At 65.1% G+C, this 22,944-nt stretch carries 25 protein-coding genes; 13 read left to right on the forward strand and 12 right to left on the reverse strand.

Features of this window, described 5'->3' with window-relative positions; genetic code table 11:
- Positions 1 to 133: 133 nt before the first annotated feature.
- Positions 134 to 280 (forward strand): hypothetical protein, encoded by a 147-nt coding sequence (locus FVF58_RS51280; RefSeq protein WP_188130750.1) that lies wholly within the window; start codon positions 134 to 136, stop codon positions 278 to 280.
- A gap of 83 nt (positions 281 to 363) precedes the next feature.
- On the opposite strand, the gene FVF58_RS08345 is transcribed toward FVF58_RS51280, so the two are convergent.
- The 3 genes from FVF58_RS08345 to FVF58_RS08355 all read right to left on the reverse strand — a co-directional run bounded on the left by FVF58_RS08345 (position 364) and on the right by FVF58_RS08355 (position 2,380).
- Positions 364 to 1,383: a class I fructose-bisphosphate aldolase gene (locus FVF58_RS08345; RefSeq protein ID WP_149669421.1), complete on the reverse strand. Its 1,020-nt coding sequence runs from the start codon at positions 1,381 to 1,383 to the stop codon at positions 364 to 366.
- Between the two features lie 120 nt (positions 1,384 to 1,503).
- Positions 1,504 to 1,923: a secondary thiamine-phosphate synthase enzyme YjbQ gene (locus tag FVF58_RS08350; RefSeq protein ID WP_149669422.1), complete on the reverse strand. Its 420-nt coding sequence runs from the start codon at positions 1,921 to 1,923 to the stop codon at positions 1,504 to 1,506.
- Positions 1,924 to 2,059: 136 nt separating this feature from the next.
- Entirely contained in the window at positions 2,060 to 2,380 is a 321-nt protein-coding gene (locus tag FVF58_RS08355) for a thioredoxin family protein (protein WP_149669423.1), read from the reverse strand.
- 229 nt (positions 2,381 to 2,609) lie between these two features.
- Here FVF58_RS08355 and FVF58_RS08360 point away from each other — a divergent pair, with 229 nt between their 5' ends.
- The 5 genes from FVF58_RS08360 to FVF58_RS08380 all read left to right on the forward strand — a co-directional run bounded on the left by FVF58_RS08360 (position 2,610) and on the right by FVF58_RS08380 (position 7,411).
- Entirely contained in the window at positions 2,610 to 2,906 is a 297-nt protein-coding gene (locus tag FVF58_RS08360) for a DUF2628 domain-containing protein (protein ID WP_149669424.1), read from the forward strand.
- 198 nt (positions 2,907 to 3,104) lie between these two features.
- Positions 3,105 to 3,587, forward strand: a complete 483-nt coding sequence (locus tag FVF58_RS08365) for a hypothetical protein (RefSeq protein ID WP_425468936.1) — start codon at positions 3,105 to 3,107, stop codon at positions 3,585 to 3,587.
- Between the two features lie 183 nt (positions 3,588 to 3,770).
- On the forward strand, positions 3,771 to 5,117 hold the full coding sequence (locus tag FVF58_RS08370) for a sugar efflux transporter (RefSeq protein ID WP_149669426.1): 1,347 nt from the start codon (positions 3,771 to 3,773) through the stop codon (positions 5,115 to 5,117).
- Positions 5,118 to 5,626: 509 nt separating this feature from the next.
- Positions 5,627 to 6,664: a phosphogluconate dehydrogenase (NAD(+)-dependent, decarboxylating) gene (gene gnd / locus FVF58_RS08375; protein ID WP_149669427.1), complete on the forward strand. Its 1,038-nt coding sequence runs from the start codon at positions 5,627 to 5,629 to the stop codon at positions 6,662 to 6,664.
- A 54-nt stretch (positions 6,665 to 6,718) separates the two neighbouring features.
- The gene (locus FVF58_RS08380; RefSeq protein ID WP_149669428.1) at positions 6,719 to 7,411 is read left to right on the forward strand and encodes an HAD family hydrolase; all 693 of its coding nucleotides are present in this window, start codon (positions 6,719 to 6,721) and stop codon (positions 7,409 to 7,411) included.
- Positions 7,412 to 7,519: 108 nt separating this feature from the next.
- Here FVF58_RS08380 and FVF58_RS08385 read toward each other — a convergent pair whose 3' ends face one another.
- Together FVF58_RS08385 and FVF58_RS54120 are read right to left on the reverse strand one after the other, a co-directional pair.
- A complete protein-coding gene (locus tag FVF58_RS08385; RefSeq protein ID WP_149669429.1) occupies positions 7,520 to 8,053 on the reverse strand; it encodes an ankyrin repeat domain-containing protein in 534 nt (177 codons plus the stop codon).
- A gap of 99 nt (positions 8,054 to 8,152) precedes the next feature.
- Positions 8,153 to 8,278, reverse strand: a complete 126-nt coding sequence (locus FVF58_RS54120) for a hypothetical protein (protein ID WP_281291156.1) — start codon at positions 8,276 to 8,278, stop codon at positions 8,153 to 8,155.
- Between the two features lie 449 nt (positions 8,279 to 8,727).
- Between FVF58_RS54120 and FVF58_RS08390 the strand changes: the two genes are divergently transcribed.
- Positions 8,728 to 11,121 (forward strand): phosphoketolase family protein, encoded by a 2,394-nt coding sequence (locus FVF58_RS08390; RefSeq protein ID WP_149669430.1) that lies wholly within the window; start codon positions 8,728 to 8,730, stop codon positions 11,119 to 11,121.
- A 43-nt stretch (positions 11,122 to 11,164) separates the two neighbouring features.
- Positions 11,165 to 11,302 carry a hypothetical protein gene (locus tag FVF58_RS51285; protein ID WP_188130751.1) on the forward strand — a complete coding sequence of 46 codons (138 nt, stop codon included), beginning with the start codon at positions 11,165 to 11,167 and terminating at the stop codon, positions 11,300 to 11,302.
- On the opposite strand, the gene FVF58_RS08395 is transcribed toward FVF58_RS51285, so the two are convergent.
- Positions 11,289 to 11,576, reverse strand: a complete 288-nt coding sequence (locus tag FVF58_RS08395) for a BON domain-containing protein (RefSeq protein ID WP_149669431.1) — start codon at positions 11,574 to 11,576, stop codon at positions 11,289 to 11,291. The genes FVF58_RS51285 and FVF58_RS08395 overlap by 14 nt on opposite strands.
- A 247-nt stretch (positions 11,577 to 11,823) precedes the next feature.
- Between FVF58_RS08395 and FVF58_RS08400 the strand changes: the two genes are divergently transcribed.
- Entirely contained in the window at positions 11,824 to 12,219 is a 396-nt protein-coding gene (locus tag FVF58_RS08400; protein WP_149669432.1) for a PaaI family thioesterase, read from the forward strand.
- 387 nt (positions 12,220 to 12,606) lie between these two features.
- Positions 12,607 to 13,299 carry a YceH family protein gene (locus FVF58_RS08410; RefSeq protein ID WP_149669433.1) on the forward strand — a complete coding sequence of 231 codons (693 nt, stop codon included), beginning with the start codon at positions 12,607 to 12,609 and terminating at the stop codon, positions 13,297 to 13,299.
- 164 nt (positions 13,300 to 13,463) lie between these two features.
- Here FVF58_RS08410 and FVF58_RS08415 read toward each other — a convergent pair whose 3' ends face one another.
- The 5 genes from FVF58_RS08415 to FVF58_RS08435 form a co-directional block, all read right to left on the reverse strand.
- Positions 13,464 to 13,982, reverse strand: a complete 519-nt coding sequence (locus FVF58_RS08415) for an SLATT domain-containing protein (RefSeq protein ID WP_149669498.1) — start codon at positions 13,980 to 13,982, stop codon at positions 13,464 to 13,466.
- A 197-nt stretch (positions 13,983 to 14,179) separates the two neighbouring features.
- Positions 14,180 to 15,085, reverse strand: a complete 906-nt coding sequence (locus FVF58_RS08420; RefSeq protein ID WP_149669434.1) for an ABC transporter permease — start codon at positions 15,083 to 15,085, stop codon at positions 14,180 to 14,182.
- 2 nt (positions 15,086 to 15,087) lie between these two features.
- Entirely contained in the window at positions 15,088 to 16,002 is a 915-nt protein-coding gene (locus tag FVF58_RS08425) for an ABC transporter permease (RefSeq protein WP_149669435.1), read from the reverse strand.
- A 136-nt stretch (positions 16,003 to 16,138) separates the two neighbouring features.
- Entirely contained in the window at positions 16,139 to 17,434 is a 1,296-nt protein-coding gene (locus tag FVF58_RS08430) for an ABC transporter substrate-binding protein (protein ID WP_149669436.1), read from the reverse strand.
- 61 nt (positions 17,435 to 17,495) lie between these two features.
- Positions 17,496 to 18,554 carry an ABC transporter ATP-binding protein gene (locus tag FVF58_RS08435; protein WP_149669437.1) on the reverse strand — a complete coding sequence of 353 codons (1,059 nt, stop codon included), beginning with the start codon at positions 18,552 to 18,554 and terminating at the stop codon, positions 17,496 to 17,498.
- A gap of 318 nt (positions 18,555 to 18,872) precedes the next feature.
- Here FVF58_RS08435 and FVF58_RS08440 point away from each other — a divergent pair, with 318 nt between their 5' ends.
- The 3 genes from FVF58_RS08440 to FVF58_RS08450 are packed head-to-tail and all read left to right on the forward strand — an operon-like array spanning position 18,873 to position 21,167.
- A complete protein-coding gene (locus FVF58_RS08440) occupies positions 18,873 to 19,835 on the forward strand; it encodes a polysaccharide deacetylase family protein (protein WP_149669438.1) in 963 nt (320 codons plus the stop codon).
- Positions 19,832 to 20,587 carry a GntR family transcriptional regulator gene (locus tag FVF58_RS08445; RefSeq protein WP_149669439.1) on the forward strand — a complete coding sequence of 252 codons (756 nt, stop codon included), beginning with the start codon at positions 19,832 to 19,834 and terminating at the stop codon, positions 20,585 to 20,587. Before FVF58_RS08440 ends, FVF58_RS08445 begins: the two co-directional genes overlap by 4 nt.
- Positions 20,577 to 21,167, forward strand: a complete 591-nt coding sequence (locus tag FVF58_RS08450) for a flavin reductase family protein (RefSeq protein WP_149669440.1) — start codon at positions 20,577 to 20,579, stop codon at positions 21,165 to 21,167. The genes FVF58_RS08445 and FVF58_RS08450 overlap by 11 nt, the downstream gene beginning before the upstream one ends.
- 115 nt (positions 21,168 to 21,282) lie before the next feature.
- On the opposite strand, the gene ggt is transcribed toward FVF58_RS08450, so the two are convergent.
- Positions 21,283 to 22,875, reverse strand: a complete 1,593-nt coding sequence (ggt, locus tag FVF58_RS08455) for a gamma-glutamyltransferase (protein ID WP_149669441.1) — start codon at positions 22,873 to 22,875, stop codon at positions 21,283 to 21,285.
- Positions 22,876 to 22,944: the final 69 nt, after the last annotated feature.

Consider the following 22,944-nt stretch of genomic DNA (forward strand, 5'->3'; position numbering starts at 1 on the left):
GCAGTCGGCGCGTCCCGCGGCCCCGTTCGACGGAAATAGCGCTTGCCTTGATCCGTGCATTCATCCATCCGGAGCCTGCTCATGACACTCGCTGACACCATCAAAGGCATGGTCGGTCTGGACCCGGCGGGGCATGCCGATGCCGGCGGTCGAGCATCGCAACTATCGCGGCGCGACCCACGAGTTCTTCGGGATGGCCGCCGTGGTGCAGGCGGCGCGCGCTGCGCAAACGTTCGTGTCGCTCGCGCAGCGGCAGGCGTTTGTCGGCGCGCCGCTGTAGCGAAGAGGGGTGTTCCGGTGTGATGGCGTTACGCCACGCGAGGCTGAAGCCCGGCGCGCGGCGCAACGCCGGACAGCACCCGCCTAACTCTTTTCCTGCGCCGCGTCGTACTTGCCGAGCGCGGCCGCGCCGTTCAGGCGCGCGCGTTTGAGCAGCGCCTGCTGGGCCGCCGAGACGTTGCCCGGCTGCCCGCGCCATGCCTGCAACGGCGGCTCCTGCAACGCGCGTCCATACGAGAAGCTCAGATTCCACGGCAGCGTGCCGAGCCGGTTCATCGCGTCGAGATTCGCGGTGGCTTCCTCGGGCGATTGGCCGCCCGACAGAAACACGATGCCCGGCACAGCCGACGGCACCTTGCGCTTGAGCACCCGCACGGTATAAGCGGCGATGTCGGCGCTCGACGACTGTTGCGCATGCTCGGAGCCCGCGAGCACCATGCTCGGCTTCAGCAGAATGTGTTCGAGCACCACGCGATGCCGTTGCAGCGCATCGAACACTTCGTGCAACACCGCCTCGGTGACTTCCGCGCTGCGCTCGATCGTGTGATCGCCGTCCATCAGCACTTCCGGTTCGACGATCGGCACGATGCCGGCTTCCTGGCTGATCGCCGCATAGCGCGCGAGCGAGTCGGCGTTCGCCTGGATCGCGAGGCGGCTCGGCAGGCTCGCGGTGATGTTGTAGACCGCGCGCCATTTGGCGAAGCGCGCCCCCTGCCGCTTGTAATCGACGAAGCGTTTGGCGAGGCCGTCGAGTCCTTCGGTGATCTCGTCGCCGGGGGCGAGCGCGAGCGGCACCTTGCCGAGGTCCACCTTGATGCCGGGCACGATGCCGTTGCGGGCGGCGAGCTGCGGAAACGGCGTGCCGTCGTCCGCTTTCTGGCCGAGCGTTTCTTCGTAGAGGATCACGCCGCTCACGAACTCGCCGAGCCCCGGCGTGCCGAGCAGCAGATTGCGATAGGCGCGGCGGTTCTCCTCGGTCGAATCGAGGCCGATGGTTTTGAAGCGTTTGGCGATGGTCGGGCCGCTTTCGTCGGCGGCGAGTAGGCCCTTGCCGGGTTGGACCATTGCTTTGACGGTGGCTTGCAGCTCGCTACGGGTGTCCATGAAATGCCCCCCTTTGCTCCGGTTTGCGGATCAGATGCCGTGACAGTCCTTCGATCGATTCATGTGCAAGAAACAACGGCTCGCGGTTGACGATTGCGGCTCGACCGCGCCAGGCCCACTTCATTCGCCGAGCAGATGCAGCACGATGTCGCGATGCTGCGTATGCCGGCGATGTTCGAACAGATACAAGCCTTGCCATGTGCCGAGCACCATCCGTCCATGCTCGACCGGCACCGACAGCTGCACCTGCGTGAGCGCGGTGCGCAGATGGGCCGGCATGTCGTCGAGCCCTTCGGCGTCGTGCTCGTAACGCTCGGCGTCTTCGGGCGCGAGGCTCGCGAAGTAGCGCTCCAGATCGCGCTGCACCGACGGGTCGGCGTTCTCCTGGATCAGCAGCGATGCGGACGTGTGGCGGCAGAACAGCGTCAGCAGGCCGGTGCTGATTCCCTGGCCGGCGACGAAGCCGCGCGCTTCGTCGGTAAACTCGACGAGGCCCCGGGTGCGGGCCTTGACGCTCAGATGGTGAATCGCTTGTCGCATGATCATCGAGGTGGCTGGCGTGGCGGCGGAGTGGGTCTGGGGCTGGCGGCTGTCGCGCTGTGGACCGGCGCGCACCGGGCGCGTGTGCCCCGGGTCCGGGCTTGCCTGACAGCGCTGACCCGCAGCGGCACGCCGATCAGAGCGACGCCAGCGCCTGCTTGATGTCCTCCGCGCCCCGCGGCCGAACCACGCGCGCCAGTTCAATACCGTCGCGCACGACCACCAGAGTCGGCCAGAGCTTGACCTTGAACGAGCGGCCGAGCGGTCGGCCGGGGCCGTCTTCGATTTTCAGATGCCTGAGGCCGCCATGCGGCGCGAGCGCGTCGGCAATCGACGCTTGCGCGCCCTGGCAGTAGCCGCACCAGTCGGTGCCGAATTCGACGACGGTGACGCCGGAGAGCGCGTTGAGTTCAGCGCGTGAGGGGGCCTTTGACGAGTAGGCTGTCTGGGTTGCCATGCGTGCTCCGATGGTGTTCAAACTTTGCCGGCAGGGTGCCCTGCGGTGGATTTGCCAAGAGTAGCAGCTATGCTGCGGATCGTCACAGAGCGGCTCGACAGGAGCGCGAGCCGAGCCGGCGAGCGGTTCGTGCGGATTGCGCGCGAAACTCGCCGGTTTGCGCTGCCGCGTGTTAAACATCGTGCCTGCGCCGCAAGAGGGCGGCGCGCCACTGCATTCAGGAAGGGAAATGGGAGCACGGATCTATCTGCACTACCCCGGCAACGACGAAGCCGTTGCGGTCGCGAGCGGCTTCAGTTGGGGAGCATGCCTGTTGGGTTTCATCTGGGCGTTGTCGAAGAAAATGTGGTTCGCCGCGTTCGTCATGCTGGCGGTCAATGTCATTCTGTTCGGCATGGGTTTGTGGGGCGAGACGGCCGACCTGATCGGACTGGTGCTGTCGATTCTGTTCGCCGTCGCGTGCGGCGCTTATGGCAACCGGTGGCATCGCTGGACGCTCGAAAAGCGCGGCTACGTCGTGGTGTAGTCCGCGTGGGCGTAGTCTCGCGGGAGCGGATCTTGCAGGTGTCACGCCGCCGCGAGGATGGAGGCGCCCGCGTCGGCTGCATCGTGTGCGGCGGCGTGGCCGAAGGGTCTGCGGAAGATGTTGCTCAACTCGTCATGGAGGCATCTTATGCCCATTGCATTTGCAATCGCCACAAGCCGGTCTGACAGATATGCCGCGATGTCCGGCCGTCGCACGATGCGCGTGGCGCTGGCCGCGTCGTTTGTCGCGTGGTTCGCTGCGTCTTGTGTCGTGGCGCCGCTTGCTTATGGCGCGGAGCCCGCCGCGACAACTGCCGCACCAGGCACGCCCACGATGGCGGCCGCCGCGTCAGCGCCGCTCGCCGCATCCGCGCCCGACGACACCTTCCTGCTCACCATCTTCCTGCGCCACGACGAATCCAAACCGCTGCCGAAGATCAACGACCAGTTGCGCGCGCAAGGCTTCTTCAAGACCTTTCCGCCGCCCGGCATCGAAGTCGTGTCGTGGTACGTGATGATGGGCATTGGCCAGGTGGTTACGCTGCGCGTGCCGGCGAGCCGGCTGCGCGAAGTCAACCGGGCGATCGAGTCGACCGCATGGGGCGGCTATAGCACCGAGTTTTATCCGACCTACGACTACAAGGCGCAAGCGCAGCAAATGCGCGCAACCGACGGCAAGTAGCAGTCAGCGTGCGCTCAGTTCGCCGTCATCGCGCGAATCACGCGGCGCCACGCGATTTTGGGACAGCGCGGTGCGGGTTTACGCGCCCGCTAGCTAGGTCGATAATGCCCCGGTCGTTCCGGCCCCGAACCTCCGGCGCGCATCGCGCTTATCAGGCTCGCCCCACCTGACCCACAGCCCCTCGTGTTGAAAACCTCACGTTTTTTCGACCTGCTGCGCATCCCTGGCTTCAAGCCGCTGGCCGCCGCCACCCTCATGCTCGGTGTGGCGATGTCGTTCACCGCTCCGTATCTATCGCTGTTCGGCGTCGAGCGCGCCGGCATGACGCCGTTCCGGCTCGGCGTGTTCATGACGCTGATCGCCGCGAGCGGGGTGCTCGCCAGCACGCTCGCGGGCCGCTGGACCGACGCCAGCGGGCGGCATCGGCCGCTGCTGCTGGCGGCGCTGGTGGCCGCCGCGCTCGGCTATCTATGCCTGTGCGTCGTGCGCGATTACCGGCTGCTGCTGCTGGTCGGCATCGTCTTCATCGGCGCGGGCGGCTCGGCCATCTCGATGGTGTTCGCGTTCAGCCGCGCGGCGCTGCCGGTGCCGGACCCCGAGGAGCGCGTGTTTGCGAGCGCGACGCTGCGGACCATCCTGTCGGCGGCGTGGGTGTTCGGGCCGTCGGTGGGCGCACTGGTGCTCGCGGCCTCCAGCTTCTATGGGCTCTTTCTGTTCGCGGCGGCCAGCTTCGCAACCTGTGCGGCGATCGTTTGGCGCATGCGCGAGCCGCAAGGCCATCTCGGCGATCACACGGTCGAGGACACCGCGTCCGAGCCGTCGGCGTCGATCACCGTGCCGCCGCTGACCGCGCCGGGCGAGGACGCGCACGAGCACTTGCCCGGCGTCGCGTCGGCCAACGACATCGGCCGCGCGGTGGCCGCGCTGACGCTGCTCGGCCTCGCCGCGAACGCGACGATGATCGTGCTGCCGCTTTACATCGTGCATGGGCTGAACGGCTCGCATCTGGACGTGTCGGTGATGCTCGGCCTCGGCGCGTTGATGGAGATTCCGATGATGCTTGCACTCGGCGCGAAGGCGGCGTCGCTGCACAAGCCGAACTGGCTGGCCGCGTGCGCGGCGGTGCATGCGGTGTACTTCGTCGGGATGTCGCTGGCGGGCAAGGTCGACGTGCTGATTCCGATGCAGATGCTCAATGCATTCGTGGTCGCCGTGACCTCGTGCCTGGGCATGACCTATGTGCAGGATCTGATGCCGCATTCGCCGGGCCGCGCCACTGCGTTGTTCTTCAACGCGGCGCGGGTCGGCTCGATTCTGTCGGGCGTGCTGTCGGGGCTGCTGGTGCAGGCGTTCAGCTATCGCGGCACGTTCCTGTTCTGCGGCTTGCTGGCGCTGTGCGCGCTGGTGCTGTTCGCGGTGCCGGGCTATCGCTATCCGCTGATGTGGCGGGCGGTGAAGCGGTTCACGGGCGAGCAGTACGCGAGGCTTCTGGCGAGGCGGCGGCAGGGCGTGCCGGGGCGCAGCGAATGACGCGTGGGGCTGACTGAAGCGCTGCCGGTGTGTAAGGAGGCAGTTAGCTGGATTGAAGCCAGGGCGCGCGCAATATAACGCAGATGAACGCACATACGTAGACACTCATGCGCGCGCACGCTGATGCTTCTTTTTCAGACGCACCGAGCGCCCACGCTCCGACATGGACGAACGCGCGCACGTACAGGCCACGCATGTGCCATAGGCAAATGCACGCCAGGAACTTTTATGCCGCGCCACGCCTCTGCAAAGAGGCGTATCGTCTTTAGACGCGCGCGTCGCTGCACGAATGAGCCAGGGCGGCTATCGTGTGTCCGGCGTTCGCGCGCCGACGCGGCTACAGTGTTCGGCATAAGCACGTGAGGCCGCTTGCTTCGCCATTGAATTTGCTACTGAATTCACCAGGGAATTCACACCGAAGCAGCCGCCGCGACTCCACAACCACCACCTCGCGGCCACCAGCCGAACCCAGATCGAGCAGCGCAACGAGCCACCTTCCGGAGCGAGATATGCAGCTAGGCATGATTGGATTGGGACGGATGGGCGCCGACATGGTCCGGCGCCTGACGAAGGGCGGTCAGCAATGCATCGCTTTCGACGTGCAGCAGGCCGCGGTCGAGAAGCTCAAGCAGGAGGGCGTGGCGGGCGCGGCGTCGTTGCAGGACCTCGTCACGCAACTCGGGAAGCCGCGCGCCGTGTGGCTGATGGTGCCGGCCGCGGTGGTCGACGCGACGCTCGAAAAACTCGTGCCCTTGCTGGAGCCCGGCGACATCGTGATCGACGGCGGCAACTCCTACTACCACGACGACATCCGCCGCGCCCACGAACTCGGCGCGCGCCAGCTTCACTATGTGGACGTCGGCACGAGCGGGGGCGTCGCGGGGCGCGAGCGCGGCTACTGCCTGATGATTGGCGGCGAGCCCGAGGTCGTGAAGCGGCTCGAACCGATTTTCTCGACCCTCGCGCCGGGCGCTGCCGCGGCGCCGGCCACGCCGGGCCGCACCGCGAGCGCGAGCACCGCCGACCAGGGCTTCCTGCATTGCGGGCCGCAAGGCGCGGGGCACTTCGTGAAGATGGTCCACAACGGCATCGAATACGGGATGATGGCCGCGTATGCGGAAGGCCTGAACATTCTGCGCCACGCCGACGCCGGCAAGCAGGCACGCGAAGCCGACGCGGAAACGTCGCCGCTGCGGCGGCCCGAGTTGTACCAGTACGACCTGAATCTCGCCGACGTCACCGAGGTCTGGCGGCGCGGCAGCGTGATCGGCTCGTGGCTGCTCGATCTGATCGCGGGGTCGCTCGTCAGCGACGCCGATCTGCAGAACTACGCGGGACGCGTATCGGATTCGGGCGAGGGGCGCTGGACGGTGGCGGCAGCGATCGACGAGGGGGTGCCCACGCCGGTGCTGAGCGCGGCGCTGTTCGCGCGCTTCAGCTCGCGCGGCGAAGCCGACTTTGCGAACCGGGTGCTGTCGGCGATGCGGCATGATTTCGGCGGCCACGTCGAGAAAGCGGCGCAGCCGGGCCAGGGACCGAAGAGCTAGGCGCGAAGACGAGGCGCACGAACCGACCAGCCAATGCCACGCAAGGAAGCCGCAATGCAAGCCACCACCTCCACGCCGCACGACGTCGTGTTTCTGTTTGACTGCGACAACACCCTGCTCGACAACGATCACGTGCTGTCCGATTTGCGCTCGCACATGATGCGCGAATTCGGCGCGGAGAACAGCGCGCGGTACTGGGAAATCTTCGAGGACTTGCGCACCGAGCTGGGCTATGCCGACTACCTGGGCGCGTTGCAACGCTACCGGCGCGAGCATCCGCGCGACACGCGGCTCTTGTTGATGGCGTCGTTCCTGATCGAATATCCGTTTGCGAACCGGCTGTATCCAGGCGCGCTGGATGCACTGCGGCATGTCGGCAAGCGCGGGCCCACCGTGATCCTGTCCGATGGCGACGTGGTGTTCCAGCCGCGCAAGATTTCCCGTTCGGGCTTATGGGACGAGGTCGAGGGACGGGTGCTGATTTACATCCATAAGGAGTTGATGCTCGATCAGGTGATGGAATGCTATCCGGCCCGCCACTACGTGATGGTCGACGACAAGCTGCGCATTCTCGCCGCGATGAAGAGTGCGTGGGGCGGCACTTTGACGTCGGTGTTTCCGCGCCAGGGCCACTATGCTTTCGATCCGAAAGAGATCGCGAGTCATCCGCCGGCGGATGTGACCATCGAGCGGATTGGCGAGTTGGGGGACTTCGATGTGGATGCGCTGATGGGCGGGAAGGGGTAGCGCGGTTTGCGACGAGCGGCGTGTCAAAGCGCAAATGCGGGTGCGAACGCGTGAGCTACATCCGTACCATCGAGCGCTAGAACAAAGCCGCCCGCACTGCTCACCGCATCACGACCCGCCGAGTTCTTTCAGGCGCGCCTGCGCATCACCCGCGCCCATGCGCGCGGCCGCATCGCCTGCCGTCACGCCATCCGCGTCGCGGGCATTCGGGTTCGCGCCGTGCGCAATCAGCAACTCCATGATCGCGGTGCGATTGAACATCGCGGCCACCATCAACGCGGTGCGGCCATCCGGCGATGCCCCTTCGACGTCCGCGCCATGCGCGAGCAAGGTCTCGATCACCCCGGTGAAACCCTTGAAGGCCGCGCCCGCGATCGGCGTCTGACCGTTGTCGTTGCGCAGGTTCGGATCGGCGCCGCGTTCGAGCAGCGTGCGCACCGCATCCGCGTGACCGTGGTAGCTCGCGAGCATCACCAGACTGTCGCCCCGCTCGTTGCGCAGATTGGGCGGCACGCCTTTTTCGAGCACCGCGGCGAGCATCGTGGCATCGCCGGACCGCGCGAGATCGAACACCTCTTGCGCGAGCGCCTGCAACTCGGGATCGATTGGCGAAGGCGGGGTGGTATCGGCGGGGTCCGTCATGGCAGTCTCCTTGCGATCGAGCGGGGACCAGGGCGCCGCAGCGGCGCCGGAACATCGCTGAGGATACACAGTTTGCGCGGACGACGCCCCGGCGGCGCGCTACGCGACGCCGAACAGTTTGACCAGCAACCCGAACACGCCGATCAGAACGCCGACGCCCACGCACAACAGCACGAGCGAGAGAACGATGATCGCGAATACTTTGGCTGGGCTGGGTGTCGACATGGCGGTCGTTGAAGTTGGAGAGAGGGGAAGGCGGGACGCGTCGGTGGCGCGGCGTCGCTGTGCATCGGGCTAGCGTGGCACGGTTCAGCAACCCGGTTTGAGCAGCTTAATACATTGTGCCGTGGCGCACTTGAAGTCTAGTGCAAGACGGCACTCGCGCAATCCGTCGATTGATATGTATCAAACTTTGAGCGATTGCGTCGAACCATGACGGGGGCGTCCTGTCACATCCCTGACGATCGCAGCCGTGGAAAGCCTCAGGCACCAGGCCGCTGATCAATACACCTTCGTTGTGTCACGAGCATGACAGAACACGCTCGACGCGCGCCGCGATCTTGCCGCCGCTTTAGAGCCTTAGCTGCCGCCGTTTCAACCAACACAGCCCACATCACGAACACCTGCCGCCGCATCCGCCAACCTGCCTGACAGTCCTTTTCGAGGAGTGAGCCATGGCCGAAGCCGTTTCGCATCCCGCCCCGCCGCAAACCCTGGACCCCGACACGCTGCGCAAGATGGACCGCTACTGGCGCGCGTGCAACTATCTGTCGGTCGGCATGATCTATCTGCGCGACAACCCGCTGCTGCGCGAACCGCTCAAACCCGAACACATCAAGAACCGCCTGCTCGGCCACTGGGGCTCGGACCCGGGCCAAAGCTTCGTGCTGGTGCATCTGAACCGGATGATCCGCAAGCTCGATCTGGACATGATCTATCTATCCGGTCCCGGTCATGGCGCGCCGGCCAGTCTCGCGCATTGCTATCTCGAAGGGCATTACTCGGAGATCTACCCGGACCGCAGCGAGGACGAAGCCGGCATGCGGCGCTTCTTCCGCCAGTTCTCGTTTCCGGGCGGCATCGGTTCGCACTGCACGCCCGAGACGCCGGGCTCGATTCACGAAGGCGGCGAACTGGGCTATAGCCTGTCGCACGCGTACGGCGCCGCGTTCGACAACCCCGAGCTGATCGTCACGGTAATGATCGGCGACGGCGAAGCGGAAACCGGCCCGCTCGCCACCTCGTGGCACTCGAACAAATTCCTCAACCCGATCCGCGACGGCGCGGTGTTGCCGGTGCTGCATCTGAACGGCTACAAGATCGCCAATCCGACGATCCTCGCGCGGATTCCGCGCGAGGAACTCGAAGCGCTGTTGACCGGATATGGGCACAAGCCGTATTTCGTCGAAGGCGACGATCCCGACACGATGCATCAGCTGATGGCGGCGGCGCTCGAACAGTGCATCGGTGAAATCCGCGCGATCCAGCAACATGCGCGCGCGAACCGCGACACGTCACGCCCACGCTGGCCGATGATCGTGCTGCGCTCGCCGAAGGGCTGGACGGGGCCGAAGGAAGTGGACGGCCACAAGGTGGAAGGCTCGTGGCGCGCGCACCAGGTGCCGGTGCTCGATCCGGCCACCAACAGCAAGAGCCTGAAGCTGGTGGAAAGCTGGCTGCGCAGCTACGGGCCTGAGACGCTGTTCGACGAAGCCGGGCGGTTCGTCGACGAACTGCGCGAACTCGCACCCGAAGGTACGCGCCGCATCAGCGCGAATCCGCATGCGAACGGCGGGCTGCTGTGCAAGATGCTCGACATGCCGCCGTTTCGCGACTCTGCGGTGACGGTGAAGAAGCCCGGCGGCTCGTCCACGTCGCCGACCGGCGTGCTAGGTACGTTCCTGCGCGACGTGATGCGCAACAACATGACGAACTTCCGCGTGTTCGGCCCCGACGAAACCGCGAGCAACAAGCTCAACGCGGTCTATGAAGCGTCGCCGAAGACCTGGCTCGCCGACACCGAGCCGGGCGACGCGGACGGCGGCGAACTCGCGCCCGACGGCCGCGTGATGGAGATGCTCAGCGAACACACGCTCGAAGGCTGGTTCGAAGGTTACGTGCTGACCGGCCGTCACGGTCTGTTCGCCACTTACGAAGCGTTCGTCCACGTGATCGATTCGATGTTCAACCAGCACGCGAAGTGGCTGGAAAAAGCCAAGCGCGACCTGGGCTGGCGCCAGCCGGTGCCGTCGATCAACCTGCTGATCACGTCGCTCGTGTGGCGTCAGGATCACAACGGCTTCACGCACCAGGACCCCGGTTTTCTCGACGTGGTCACCAACAAGAGCCCGGACGTGGTGCGCATCTATCTGCCGCCGGATGCAAATTGCCTGCTGAGCGTCGCCGATCATTGCCTGCGTTCGCGCGACTACGTGAACGTGATCGTGTCCGACAAGCAGCCGCATCTGCAGTATCTCGACATGAACGCGGCCGTCACGCATTGCACCAAAGGCATCGGCATCTGGGACTGGGCGTCGACCGATCAGGGCGCCGATCCGGACGTGGTGGTCGCCTGCGCGGGCGACATCGCGACGATGGAAGCGCTCGCCGCCGTGCAGATTCTGAAGGAGCGCTTTACCGGTCTGAAGATCCGCTTCGTCAACGTGGTCGATCTGTTCCGGCTGATGCCCGCGCATGCGCATCCGCACGGGCTGTCCGATCGCGATTTCGACTCGCTGTTCACCACCAGCAAGCCGGTGATCTTCAACTTCCACTCGTATGCGTCGCTCGTGCACAAGCTCACCTATAACCGCACGAATCACGAAAACCTGCACGTGCATGGCTACTACGAAAAGGGCAACATCAACACGCCGCTCGAACTGGCGATCGTCAATCAGGTCGACCGTTTCTCGCTGGCGATCGACGTGATCAATCGCGTGCCGTCGCTGCGCGGCGTCGGCGATCATACAAAGGAATGGCTGCGCGGGCAGATCATCGAGCATCTGGCTTACGCGCATGCCGAGGGTATCGACAAGGAAGAGATCCGCAACTGGACGTGGAAAGGCTGAACGGGGATGCCTATGAATATGCCAGCCCTTCGGGCTGGCTTTCATGGGGCTGACGGAGAGTGACGCGAAGGGCAATCCGGCGGGCAAGGTGAGGGCGCTTCACACCGAGGAGGACAAGCAGATCGCGCGGCACGGCCGGGCGCTGCTGCAAGCCGCGCGGGCCGACGCTATCCCGGCTTGACGACCGTGCGATCCGACACGCCGGTTACGCCGAACAGGCGCGTCACGTCTTCGAGCGCGGCGGCTTTTTGCTGTTCGCGTTGCAGTTCGCCGCGCAGCGTGATGCGGCCGCGCGAGACTTTCACCTTGACCGTGTGTTCGGGCACGGCGGCGTCCCACGCGAGGCGGCGGATCGCTTCCGCCGCGATCTGCGCGTCGCTCAGGCGCGTGGCGGCGTCAGTCCCTCGGCCGGCGCGCTGCGCCGGCTCGTGCTTCGCGAGGCGGGCGGTTGGCATGGATCCTCCACGAAAGAGATGCTGATCAGACAACACTAGCAGATGTGACGGAATTTGCCGGGGAGCGCAGGCGTGGGCCCGCGAGTGGAACGAAACCGGGATTGTGCGTCCGAGCGTGGGATCGGGCGGGTGAGATGGGCGCCCGGCTCGGCGCTGCCGGAGAGCGAACGCTAGTATGCTCACTGTTCATCATTGGCCGCGCGCTGCGCGCCTTCCTGATCCGATTGAAAACAGCAAGGGCTTGAACATGTCCGACTTTCCCATCGACAACCCGTTTCTCGAATCGCTCGGCGTGCGTCTGACGCAATGGCGCGACGGCTACGCGGAACTGCTCATGCCGATCGACCCGAGCAAGCTCAATCGCCAGGGTGTACTGCAAGGCGGTGCGATCGCGACCCTGCTCGATGCGGCGGCGGGCTACGCGGGCCTCTATGCGCCAATGGGCCAGCCGGCGCGGCATGCATTCACGCTGTCGTTGACCACCAACTATCTCGACAAGGGACTCGGCGAATCGGTGACGGCCAAGGGCTTTCTGGAGCGCCAGGGCCGCTCGATTTTTTTCTCGCGCGGCGAAGCGTGGGTGGACGGCAAGCTGCTGATCGCGAGCGCGCAGGGGACGTTCAAGTATTCGAAGACGGCGTGAGAAGTCGCGACGGCGAGCGGCGCGTGCGATTGCCTGGTGCCAGGAAAAGCGCGAGCGCAACCTGTTCGTGCCGCGTCATCCTCTGCATCGACGTGTCATAGGCGAGCGCGCACCCGCTCGGTCAGCGCATCCTTCTCGCGCGCCACCGGCCGTGGCTCGCGCGTGAGCATCCACAGATCACGCCCGCCCGGTTCGCCCACGCTCGACCAGCCGGAACCATCGCCCGCAGCACGCCGTGTGCCCGACCCGCGCCAGCTGCCGGGATTCGTACCCCGCGATGCCCCGGGCCGTTTATCATAGTGCCCACAAACCACAACGCGCCGCCAGCTGTGCAACGGTAACGCGCATCATCCACGAGACCCGGCGGCTCATGCCGCGACATCATCTATGAACTCCACTCCCGACGCTTTCTCCCGTCCTTCGATCCGTGCGTTGACGTTGCTCGAAGGACGCGTGCTCGGCGTGCTCGTCGAAAAGCAGCATACCGTGCCCGACAGTTACCCGCTTTCGCTGAACGCGCTGACGCTCGGCTGCAACCAGAAGACCGGCCGCGCGCCGGTGATGAACGCGACCGAGGCCGAGGTGCTGACCGCCGTCGACGGCCTGAAGCGGCTGAGCCTCGTCATGGAGGGCAGCAGCAGCCGCGTGACGCGCTTCGAGCACAACATGAATCGCGTGCTCGGTTTGCCGAGCCAGTCGGCGGCGTTGCTGACCACGTTGCTGCTGCGCGGTCCGCAGACCGCCGCCGAATTGCGGCTGAACAGCGCGCGTTTGCATGGCTTTGCCGATATCTCGTCGGTCGAGGCGTTTCTGGATGAACTGGCTGCCAACGATCCGCCACGCGTCGTCAAGCTGGGCCGCACGCCGGGTGAGCGCGAGAATCGCTGGATGCATCTGCTGTGCGGCGAAGTGAGCGCGAGCGAGTTTGCGCAGCCAGGCGTCGAGGATGATGCGGTGCCGTTGTCCGCCTTCGAGGCGGTGAAGGCCGAGCAGAAGCGCCTCGCCGACGAGGTGAGCAGGCTGCAAACGGTGGTGCGGCGCATGGCGGCGGAGTTGGGGATCAACGCCGACGATCTTTGACGCGGTGAAGGATGGCAGCCACGTTCGGATTCTTTCGAACGTGCCGTTTCGAGCATCACGATTCGATTGGCCAGGCGGTTGGCAAAAAGGCTCGCTTGTGTGTCGCGTTAAGGCTCGCGCTGCGGGAGTATGCAACGACTCTTCGCAGCCAGTCGGTCGGTCGCTCACGCATCGCGACTGCGTGGCGTGTCCCTCGACAGCGTGCGCTGCGTGCGGTAGAAGATGTGCGGCGGCACGTTCGGCGAATCTTCCGCGAGCCGGTCGAGTTCGTCGCGAATCGCGGTGAGGTAGTGGCCGTCGCGCGCGTCGGGGTCGCCGGCAAAAACCGCTTCGAGCCTGCGACGCACAGCGCCATAGCGCGCACCTGCCGCGCGGTGCTTCTCCGCGCGCTCCGCATAGCGCAGGAAGGTCTGCAACGCGGCCGACACCACGGCCGTGACGCTCACGATCCCGACGAAGACCCGCATTTCTATCGAGATCGCGGTGAGCGTCAGCGCCGCGAACGCCGCCGTGCCCACGAAGGCGGTCAAGGCGGTCACCAGCCAGCCGATCCAGCGGTCGCGCGCCGACAGCAGGTCGGCCATGTCGTAGTGACTCATCTGGGATTCGCGTGCGCGGCGGATCCACTTCAGCAGTAGTTCGTTTTCGTCGACCGGAGGCTCGTAGGCGGGCAATGTCGTCATGTCGCTCATGGGGCTGTACGGTGGCGTACGCGTCGTGCGTGCACCTGGCGATACTGTGCCACATGATTCAGGCCGTCGAGGTAAGCCGCGCGATGCCGAAGCACTCGTTATGCGCATTGGCGTTCAGACAGACGCGGCCCCGCGGATGATCGCAGGAGAATGAGGCTTGCCGCGAGTGAGCAAGCAAGTGCAAGCCTCTATCGCAACCCCGCCGCCGCGCGCCGGCGCGCGAGCAACCGCACCGCGAGCAGACACGTGCCCATCACGGTCAGCGACAACACCGTCGTGATCGTGCCGAGCGCGTAAATGACCGGCGTCGTCACCGACGTGGTGAGCCCCTGAAGTTCGAGCGGCAGGGTGTTCTGATCGCCGATCGCCTGCGACGTGCGGGCGATCTCGTCCCACGACAGCGTGAAGCCGAACATCGCGACGCCCACCACCGACGGTCCGATGATCGGCAGCACGACATGCCGGAAACTCTGCCACGGCGTCGCGCCCAGATCGCGCGACGCTTCTTCGTAGGCCGGATTGAAACGGTTGAATACCGCGAACATCACCAGCAAACCGAACGGCAGCGTCCACGTCAGATGCGCGCCGAGCGCGGACGTGAAGAGGTCCATCGAGGTCGTATAGCTATCGGCGAACGATTGATAGCCCCATGCCGACGCGAGATACTTCACGCCGTTATCCAGCAGCCGGAACGTCAGGCCGATACCGAGCGACACGATGATGGACGGCATGATCAGACTCGCTACAGACACGTAAAACACCGCCGTGTCGCCGCGAAATTTTCGACGGAAGGCAAGGCCCGCGGCCACCGAAAACAGCACGGTCAGCACCGTGACCGCCAGCGCGAGCCGGATGGAGCGCCCGAACGCGGCCCAGATATCGACATCGCCGACGCCGTCGCGCAGCACCGCGAACCAGTGCAGCGAAACGCCGCGCATCGGAAACGTCAGGCCGCCCTCGGGGCCCTGGAACGACAGGATGAAAATCGTGATCACCGGTCCGTACAGAAACAGCACGAACAGGCCGAACAGCAGCGCGAGCCAGTAGAAACTTGCCGGACGGCGTTCCCGGTGTTTGGCACGATTGGCTTGCATCTTCACAGCTCCTTGCGGATATCGACGACCCGCGTCAAACCCCACACGATCATCAGCACCACGGCGAGCAGGATGATCGCGTTGGCGGCCGCGGCGGGAAATTGCAGGTAGCCGGTCTGCACCTGAATGATCTTGCCGACCGACGCGATCTGCTGGCCGCCCATCACGCCGACGGTCAGGAAGTCGCCCATCACGATCGTGATCACGAAGATCGAGCCGATCACGATGCCAGTCTTCGACAGCGGTAACACCACGTCACGCACCACCTGCCAGCCGCTCGCGCCGGCGTCGCGCGCGGCTTCGAGCAGCGAGCGATCGATGCGCATCATCGCGTTGAAGATCGGCACGATCATGAAGAACGTGTACAGATGGACGAACGCGAGCACCACCGAGAAGTTCGAATACAGCAGCCATTCGAGCGGCTGATCGATCAGATGCGCGCCGAGCAACGCCTGATTGACGAGGCCGTTGCGGCCCAGCAGCGGCATCCACGAAATCATCCGGATCACGTTGGAGGTCCAGAACGGAATCGTGCAGACGATGAACAGCACGGTTTGCATGCTCGTCGTGCGCACGTGGAACGCGAGGAAGTACGCGATCGAAAAGCCCAGCAGCAGCGTCACCGCCCACACGATCGCGCAGAACTTCAGCGTCGACCAGTAGGTCTTGAAGGTCACACAGACATCGGTCATCGACGAACAGCCGTTGAAGATCGCCGCGTAGTTCTTCAGCGTGAACGCGGGAATGATCTGGTATTCGTTGAAGTCCCAGAAACTGACGATCAGCGTGATGACCAGCGGCACGATGAAGAACAGCAGGAAGGTCAGCGACAGCGGCGTCGCCTGCAACCATGCCGGCGCGCGGCGGTGTTTGACGGGGGTGTCCTGCGCGTGCGAGGGAAGATCGATCGTTGCCATGGGCGGGTTGTCTACAGGATGACTGGCGCGGCAAAAATCGCCGCGCAGGGAAACGGCTGCGCTGGGCTACACGGCGATATAAAGCCGCGGCCGGCGCGTTATGCGCCGGCAAACACATCGCCACGGGTTGCGTCGGTCAGGCCGCGATGAACTCGTTCCACTTCTGAACCATGTAGATGTTCTCGTCCATCACCGCGTTCCAGCACGCAATCGCGCTCATGCGCTGGGTGTACGATCCGCCGTCGCGCACGGCGCCGGCCTTTTCGAGCAACTGGCCGTCCGGCGCCTTGATGTCCTGCGCGGCCGGTTTGCCTTCGATCCAGTAGTCCCATTCGTACGGCTGCATGTGGGTCTTCGCGGTCTCGATCACGCCGGGGTAGTAGCCCTGGCGCATCAGGTAGGCGCCCGCCCAGCCGTCCTGGAACCAGTTGACGAACTCATACGCGGCGTCGAGCTTCTTGCCTTGCAGCGAGCGCGGAAAGCCGAAGCCGGACGCCCACGACCGGTAACCTTCCTTGAGCGGCTGGAATTTGCACGCGATACCCATCGTGCGCACCTTCGTCACGGCCGGCGACCACATCGACTCGATCACGACTTCGCCCGACGCCATCAGGTTCACACTCTCGTTGAAGTCCTTCCAGAACGCGCGGAACTGGCCCGCGTGCTTGGCGTCGATCAGGATCTTGATGGTCTGATCGATCTCGGCCTTGGTCATGTTGCCTTTGTCGCCGTATTTCAGGTGGCCCATCGCCTCGATCGCCATCGCCGAATCCATGATGCCGATCGCGGGAATGTTCAGCAGCGCCGCCTTGCCCTTGAACTGCGGATTGAGCAGTTCCGCCCAGCTGTCGATCGGGCGCTTGATCAGGTCGGGACGAATGCCGAGCGTGTCCGCGTTGTAGGTGGTCGGGATCAACGTCATCCATTCGGTGGGTGTCGCGGAGAATTCGGTCGAGCGCGCACCGGTGAGGAACATCACCTTCTTCGGCGCGGTCCCCTGGTCGCCGATCTTCTTGCCGTTCACTTCACCGCGCGTCAGCACGGGCGTGATCCTGTCGGCGAGCTTGATGCGTTTGGTGTCCATCCCGGCGAGCGTGCCCGCCGGAATCAGCTTCTTGAGCGCAAAGTATTCGGTGTCGACGATATCGAACGAATTGGGCTGCGTGATGATGCGCTTGGCGACGTCGTCGGTGGTCACCGGTACGTATTGAATCTCGATGCCGGTGTCTTCCTTGAATTTCTTCGCGATGTCGGCACTCTGATTGACCGCCGTGCCGAGGTAGCGCAATGTGATCTTTTCCTGCGCATGCACGTACGGGAAACCGGCAATGCCGGCCGCGGCCACCGCGCCCTTGATGAACGTGCGGCGCGACAGGCCTTTTTCCTTCACATCCGTGGCGGCTGCTGCCGGGCTCTCGTTCGTTTCGTTCATTGCTTGCTCTCCTCAGTTGACGTTGTATTCACTGCGATGCGATCCGCTGTCACGCAGGCACTCACGCTGCCAGCGGATGCGCGTCCTGCTCGTTCCACCAGACCACCACACGCGCGTCGGGACCGAAGCGCGTCGCATCGTAGTCGCGGTCGCTCACGAGCGAGATCAATTCGGGCGAACCGTCGAGCGGGTCGAGCGTCATGCGCAGATGCGTGCCCTGGTACTCGGCTTCGCGAACCTTGCAGGGCACGCCGCCGATGCGCGTGAGGCCGCCCTCGCCGCTGGCGTTCTGCACCGGCGTGACGCCGTGCGGCACCACCCGCAGATGATCGGCGCGCACGGTGAAGAGGCGTCCATTCGTATTGAAGACGTTATGTCCACCGAGAAAGCGCGCGACGAATTCGGTGCGTGGACGGTTGAACACTTCGTGCGGCGTGCCGCTCTGTTCGATACGGCCGCGGCTCATCACCACGACGAGATCGGCGAGCGCCATCGCTTCTTCCTGCGAGTGCGTGACGTGCACGAAGGTAATGCCGAGTTCTTTCTGCCAGCGCTTGAGTTCGGCGCGCATCTGCACGCGCAGGAACGGGTCGAGCGCGGACAGCGGTTCGTCGAGCAGCAGGCAGCCGGGCTGATTCAATAACGCGCGCGCGAGCGCCACGCGCTGCTGCTGGCCGCCGGATAACTGCGCCGGCTTGCGCCCGGCATACGCGGACATCGCGACCAGTTCGAGCAGCCCGGCGGCGCGCTGGCGCCGCACATCCTTGGCGACGCCGCGCATCTTCAGGCTGAACGCGACGTTGTCGAGCGCGCTCAGATGCGGGAACAGCGCATAGTTCTGAAACACCATCGCCGTGCCGCGCGCGGCGGGTTGGGCGCGCGTGACGTTGCGGCCCGCGATCAGAATGTCACCTTCGGTGACCGATTCATGCCCGGCGATCATGCGCAAGGTCGAGGTCTTGCCGCACCCCGACGGACCGAGCAGACAGCAGTACTGGCCGCCGTCGATACGCAGGTCGATCGCGTCCACGGCCAGCGACTCGCCGTATTGCTTCGACACGTGCACCAGTTCGATATCGGCGGCTTGGGTTTCGAGCACCGTTGAAGCGGGCTGAATCATGAAGAGGTGTCCTCGTGAACGGCGAACAGTGGAGCATGCGCGGCGATAGACTCGCCGCCGATGCGACGCCATGCAAATGCAAGACATGTGCCATTCGTTGCATTGCGGCGCTCGCCGAACGCCGACGCACCGTTGTACTTAACGTCTACGAGTTGGCTCACATATTGCAAACGATCCGCAGCGTCGATCGTTCGCGATCAGCAGGCTCGTTTCGCGCGATCAAGGTGCGTAGCCGGTCCGTCTAGGGGCATGAACCGGTCCAATCCGGGTCATCCGTGGCGTGTCCTGGCGCTTTTCGTCATCCACGGCTTCTTGCAAATGAACGACATACGGAACATGCCAACAGCAAACCGCGCGCGTCAGGCGCTCACCACGCATGGCCGCTTCGCCTACCGGCCGATCACCGATAGCGACGCTTTTCGCTGGCCGCGGGATACGGGACTCGCGGTCTATCTCGGCTTCAACATCGAGCACTTTGCATTCGGGGAAGGCCTCGGTGCGGCGCTCGGTCCGCTGTCGCCGCAACCGGATGTGCTGAACCATAGCTGGCGCGAGTACGGCAACCGCGTCGGCGCGTGGCGCTGCATCGAACTGTTCGATCAGCTCGCGCTGCCCGCCGGCACGCTGATCAACACCGCGCTCTACGATCACTGCCCTGCGCTGATCGCGGCATGCGTCGCGCGCGGCGACGAACTGATCGGCCATGGACACACGAACGCGCACCGGCAGAGCGAGCTGGATGAGCGCGGCGAGCGCGAGTTGCTTCTGCATTGCCGTGAACGGATCGCGGAGGAATCGGGCACGCCGCCGCACGGCTGGCTGTCGCCGTGGATTTCGGAGTCGGCTCTAACGCCCGATCTGCTGGCCGAGACCGGCTATCGCTATACGCTGAACTGGTGTCACGACGACCGCCCCGTGCGCATGACCACGCGCGGCGCGCCGCTCTGGTCGATTCCGTATCCACAGGAACTCAATGATCTGCCGATGATGGTGGGCCGTCACATGGACGGCCGCGCGTTCGCGGACATGATCATCGACCAGTTCGACGAGATGCTCGAACAGGCCAATCGGGGCGCGCGACCGCAGGCGCTGGTGATGGGCATCGCGCTGCATCCGTATCTGGTCGGCCAGCCGTACCGGCTGCGGCATCTGCGCCGCGCGCTCGAACACCTCGCGGCCGCGCGTGCGCGAGGCGACGTGTGGATCACCACGCCGGGTGCGATCGCGAGTCATATGGACGATCTGGAGCGGGACGGCATCGTGCGCCCGGCCGCGGCATGAGTGCGAAAGCGGTGGCGGCCACCGCGAGGAAAGCGGCCGCCGACGAAGCGGACATCGATGCGCGCATCTATCAATCGATCTTCGACGGTGTGCTGAATCATCGGCTGACGCCGGGCACCAAGCTGCCGGAGCCCGAGTTGTGCCAGCTGTTCGGCGTGGGCCGCGCGGTCGTGCGGCGCGTGCTGGAGAAGCTCGCGTATGACGGCATCGTCGTGCTGCGGCCGAACAAGGGCGCGGTGATCGCCGAGCCGACCCCTGAGGAAACCCGCGAGATTTTCGAAGCGCGGCGCTCCGTCGAACGGATGCTGGTCGAGCTGGCCGTGCAGCGCGCGAACCCGGCCGACATCGATGCGCTGCGTGAACAACTGGCGAGCGAGCACGATGCGATGCATCGCTTCGATCAGCCTTCGTGGGCGACGCTCGCCAGCGGCTTTCATATGCGCATCGCCGCACTGGCCGGCAATTCGATCCTGCAAAGCTATCTGAAGGAACTGGTGTCGCGCTGTTCGCTGATCGTCGGGGTGTACGAACCGCCGGGGCACGCGCCGTGCGAGCACGCGGAGCATGCGGCGATCGTCGATTGCATCGAGGCGCGCGATGCGGCGGGCGCGATTGCGCATATGGAAGCGCATCTGCGCGATCTCGAAGAACGCATCGAAACGTCGCGCATGCGGGGCGAGAAAAGCCTCGGCCAGTTACTCGGCATCATTGGACACGCGACGACCCACGAGGCGGCTCGACATGGAAATTGATTTCGACGCGATCACCGAATACCAGCGTTACAAGCTGATGGCGAGCCTGATCGTGCCGCGTCCGATCGCGCTCGTCACCACGCTCGGCGCCGACGGCACGATCAACGCCGCGCCGTTCTCGATGTTCAACATGCTCGGCGAAGAACCGCCGATCGTGATGATCAGCATCAATCGCGTGGCGGACGGCACGCTCAAGGACACGGCGGTCAATATCACACGGACCGGCGAGTTCGTCGTGCATCTCGCCGACGAAGCCATCGCCGAAAAGATGCACCGCTGCGGCGCGAGGCTGCCGCCCAATGTGAGCGAGCTTGCCGAAGTCGGCTTGACGCCGCTGCCGAGTTCGCACGTCGCGCCGCCGCGTATCGCGCAAGCGCCGGTCGCGTTCGAGTGCACGATCTGGGAGACGCTGGAGACGACGAGCCGCCAGATTTTCATTGGCCGCGTGCATCGGCTGCACGCGCGCGACGAGTTGATCGACATCGAAACGTGGCGCGTGCGTTTGCAGCACTATTTTCCGGTAGGCCGTTTTGGCGCGAGCGATTATGTGACGACGCGTGATCGCTTTACGTTGGGGTGACGATGCTCGGGGCGCTGTGTTGACCGCACGTGTTCGTCAGTGCGCGAATGCGTGCGGTGGAGACGGTGGCGTTCGCAGTGAGGCTGCGCACGCGCGAGAGCTGTGGCGCAGTTCGTCAAACGCCGAGCGCGTGGCCATCGCTACGCGGATCGTGCGCGCCTGAAACCGCGCCGTGCGCATCGATGCGGATCACGCCAGGGTGGCCCGCCAAGGGACTCTGCGCAGGAATCGCGCTGATCTCATGACCGCGCGCGGCGAGCGCGGCGAATACATCGGCGCCGGCGTCCTGTTCGAGCTTCAACGCATCACGCGTATCGGAGAACGTCTTGCCGAGCAGAAAGCGCGGGCGCGCGAGTGCGGCAAGCGGGTCCATGCCGTAGTCGATCAAACGCGTGAGAATGGCGGCCAGCGTTTGCGGCTGGCCGTCGGCGCCTTGCGTGCCGAACAGCAGGCGCGGGCGGCCGTGTTGCAGATACATGCCGGGGTTCAGCGTATGAAAAGGCCGCTTGCCCGGCCGCACGACATTGTGATGTGCAGCCTGCGTGCTGAACGACGCGCCGCGGTTGTGCCACAGAATGCCGGTGTCGCCCGCGACCACGCCGCTGCCCCAATCGAAGTAGACCGTTTGCAGCACGCTGACGCTGCGGCCCTGGCTATCCGTCGCGGCGATGAATACGGTGTCGCCTGGACGGAACACGTGCGGCCATGCCCGTGCCCGATGCAGGTTGATGGAGCGCGCATGGGCATCGAGCGTCGCGGGCGACAGCATCTGATCGACCGGCACGTCGTTGAACTCGGGGTCGGCCACGAAACGGTCCCGATCGACGAACGCGCACTTCACCGCTTCCACCAGCAGATGATAGTAATCGGCGCTGCCTTCGCGGATCGCGCCGATGTCGAAGCGCTCCAGCGTGCCCATGATTTGCAGCGTCGTTACACCTTGCGTGGGCGGACGCAGGCTCACCAGTTCGCCGCCGCGATAGGCGACTCGCAGCGGCGCTTCGTCGCGTGCCCGGGTGCTGGCGAGATCGCTCGATGTGAGCGGCGAGCCGGCCTGCTGCAAGCCGCGCGCGATGCGTTCGGCGAGTTCGCCTTCGTAAAATTCGCGCGCACCGAAGCGGGCAATCCGCTCGATGCTGTTCGCCAACGCGGGTTGCACGAAACGGTCGCCGACCGCGGGAACCCTGCCGTGCGCAGCGAAGGTCGCCGCGAAGCCCGGCAAGGCACCCAGTTCCTCGGCTCGCAGGCTTTGCCAGAAATGTTGGGACGGCGTGACGGCAAAGCCGTTGCTTGCATAGTCGAGCGCACGGTCGAACAGCGACGCCCACGATTGCGTGCCGCCCCATGCGCTTTGGCTGATCTGATACGCGTGATGCCAGGTGTCGACGGTCGCGGCGGTGGTGAGCGCGGACGCCGGGCCGCGGACCGGAATCGCAGCGTCGAACGCGGGCAGTTGCGCCGCGGCCTGGCCTATGCCCGAGAGCGTGCGCAACATGCCGTTGCGGTCGGCGATCACCCAGAAAGCGTCGCCGCCGAGTCCCGTGAAATGCGGATACGTCACGCACAGCGCCGCGCCGATCGCGATAGCCGCTTCGATCGCATTGCCGCCCGCGCGCAGGACGTCGCGGCCGGCTTCGCTCGCCAACGCGTGAGGGCTGGTGACCATGCCGCCCGGCGTGCCGGCGAGTCGTGTGCGTGTGTCGTGCATTGTGGCTCCGCTACGGGTTGCGGCGAGCCGTGTGGGGGCGTGCCGACGTACGGAGTATAAGTTCGCGCG

The organism is Paraburkholderia panacisoli (assembly GCF_008369935.1).
GTDB classification, from domain to species: domain Bacteria; phylum Pseudomonadota; class Gammaproteobacteria; order Burkholderiales; family Burkholderiaceae; genus Paraburkholderia; species Paraburkholderia panacisoli.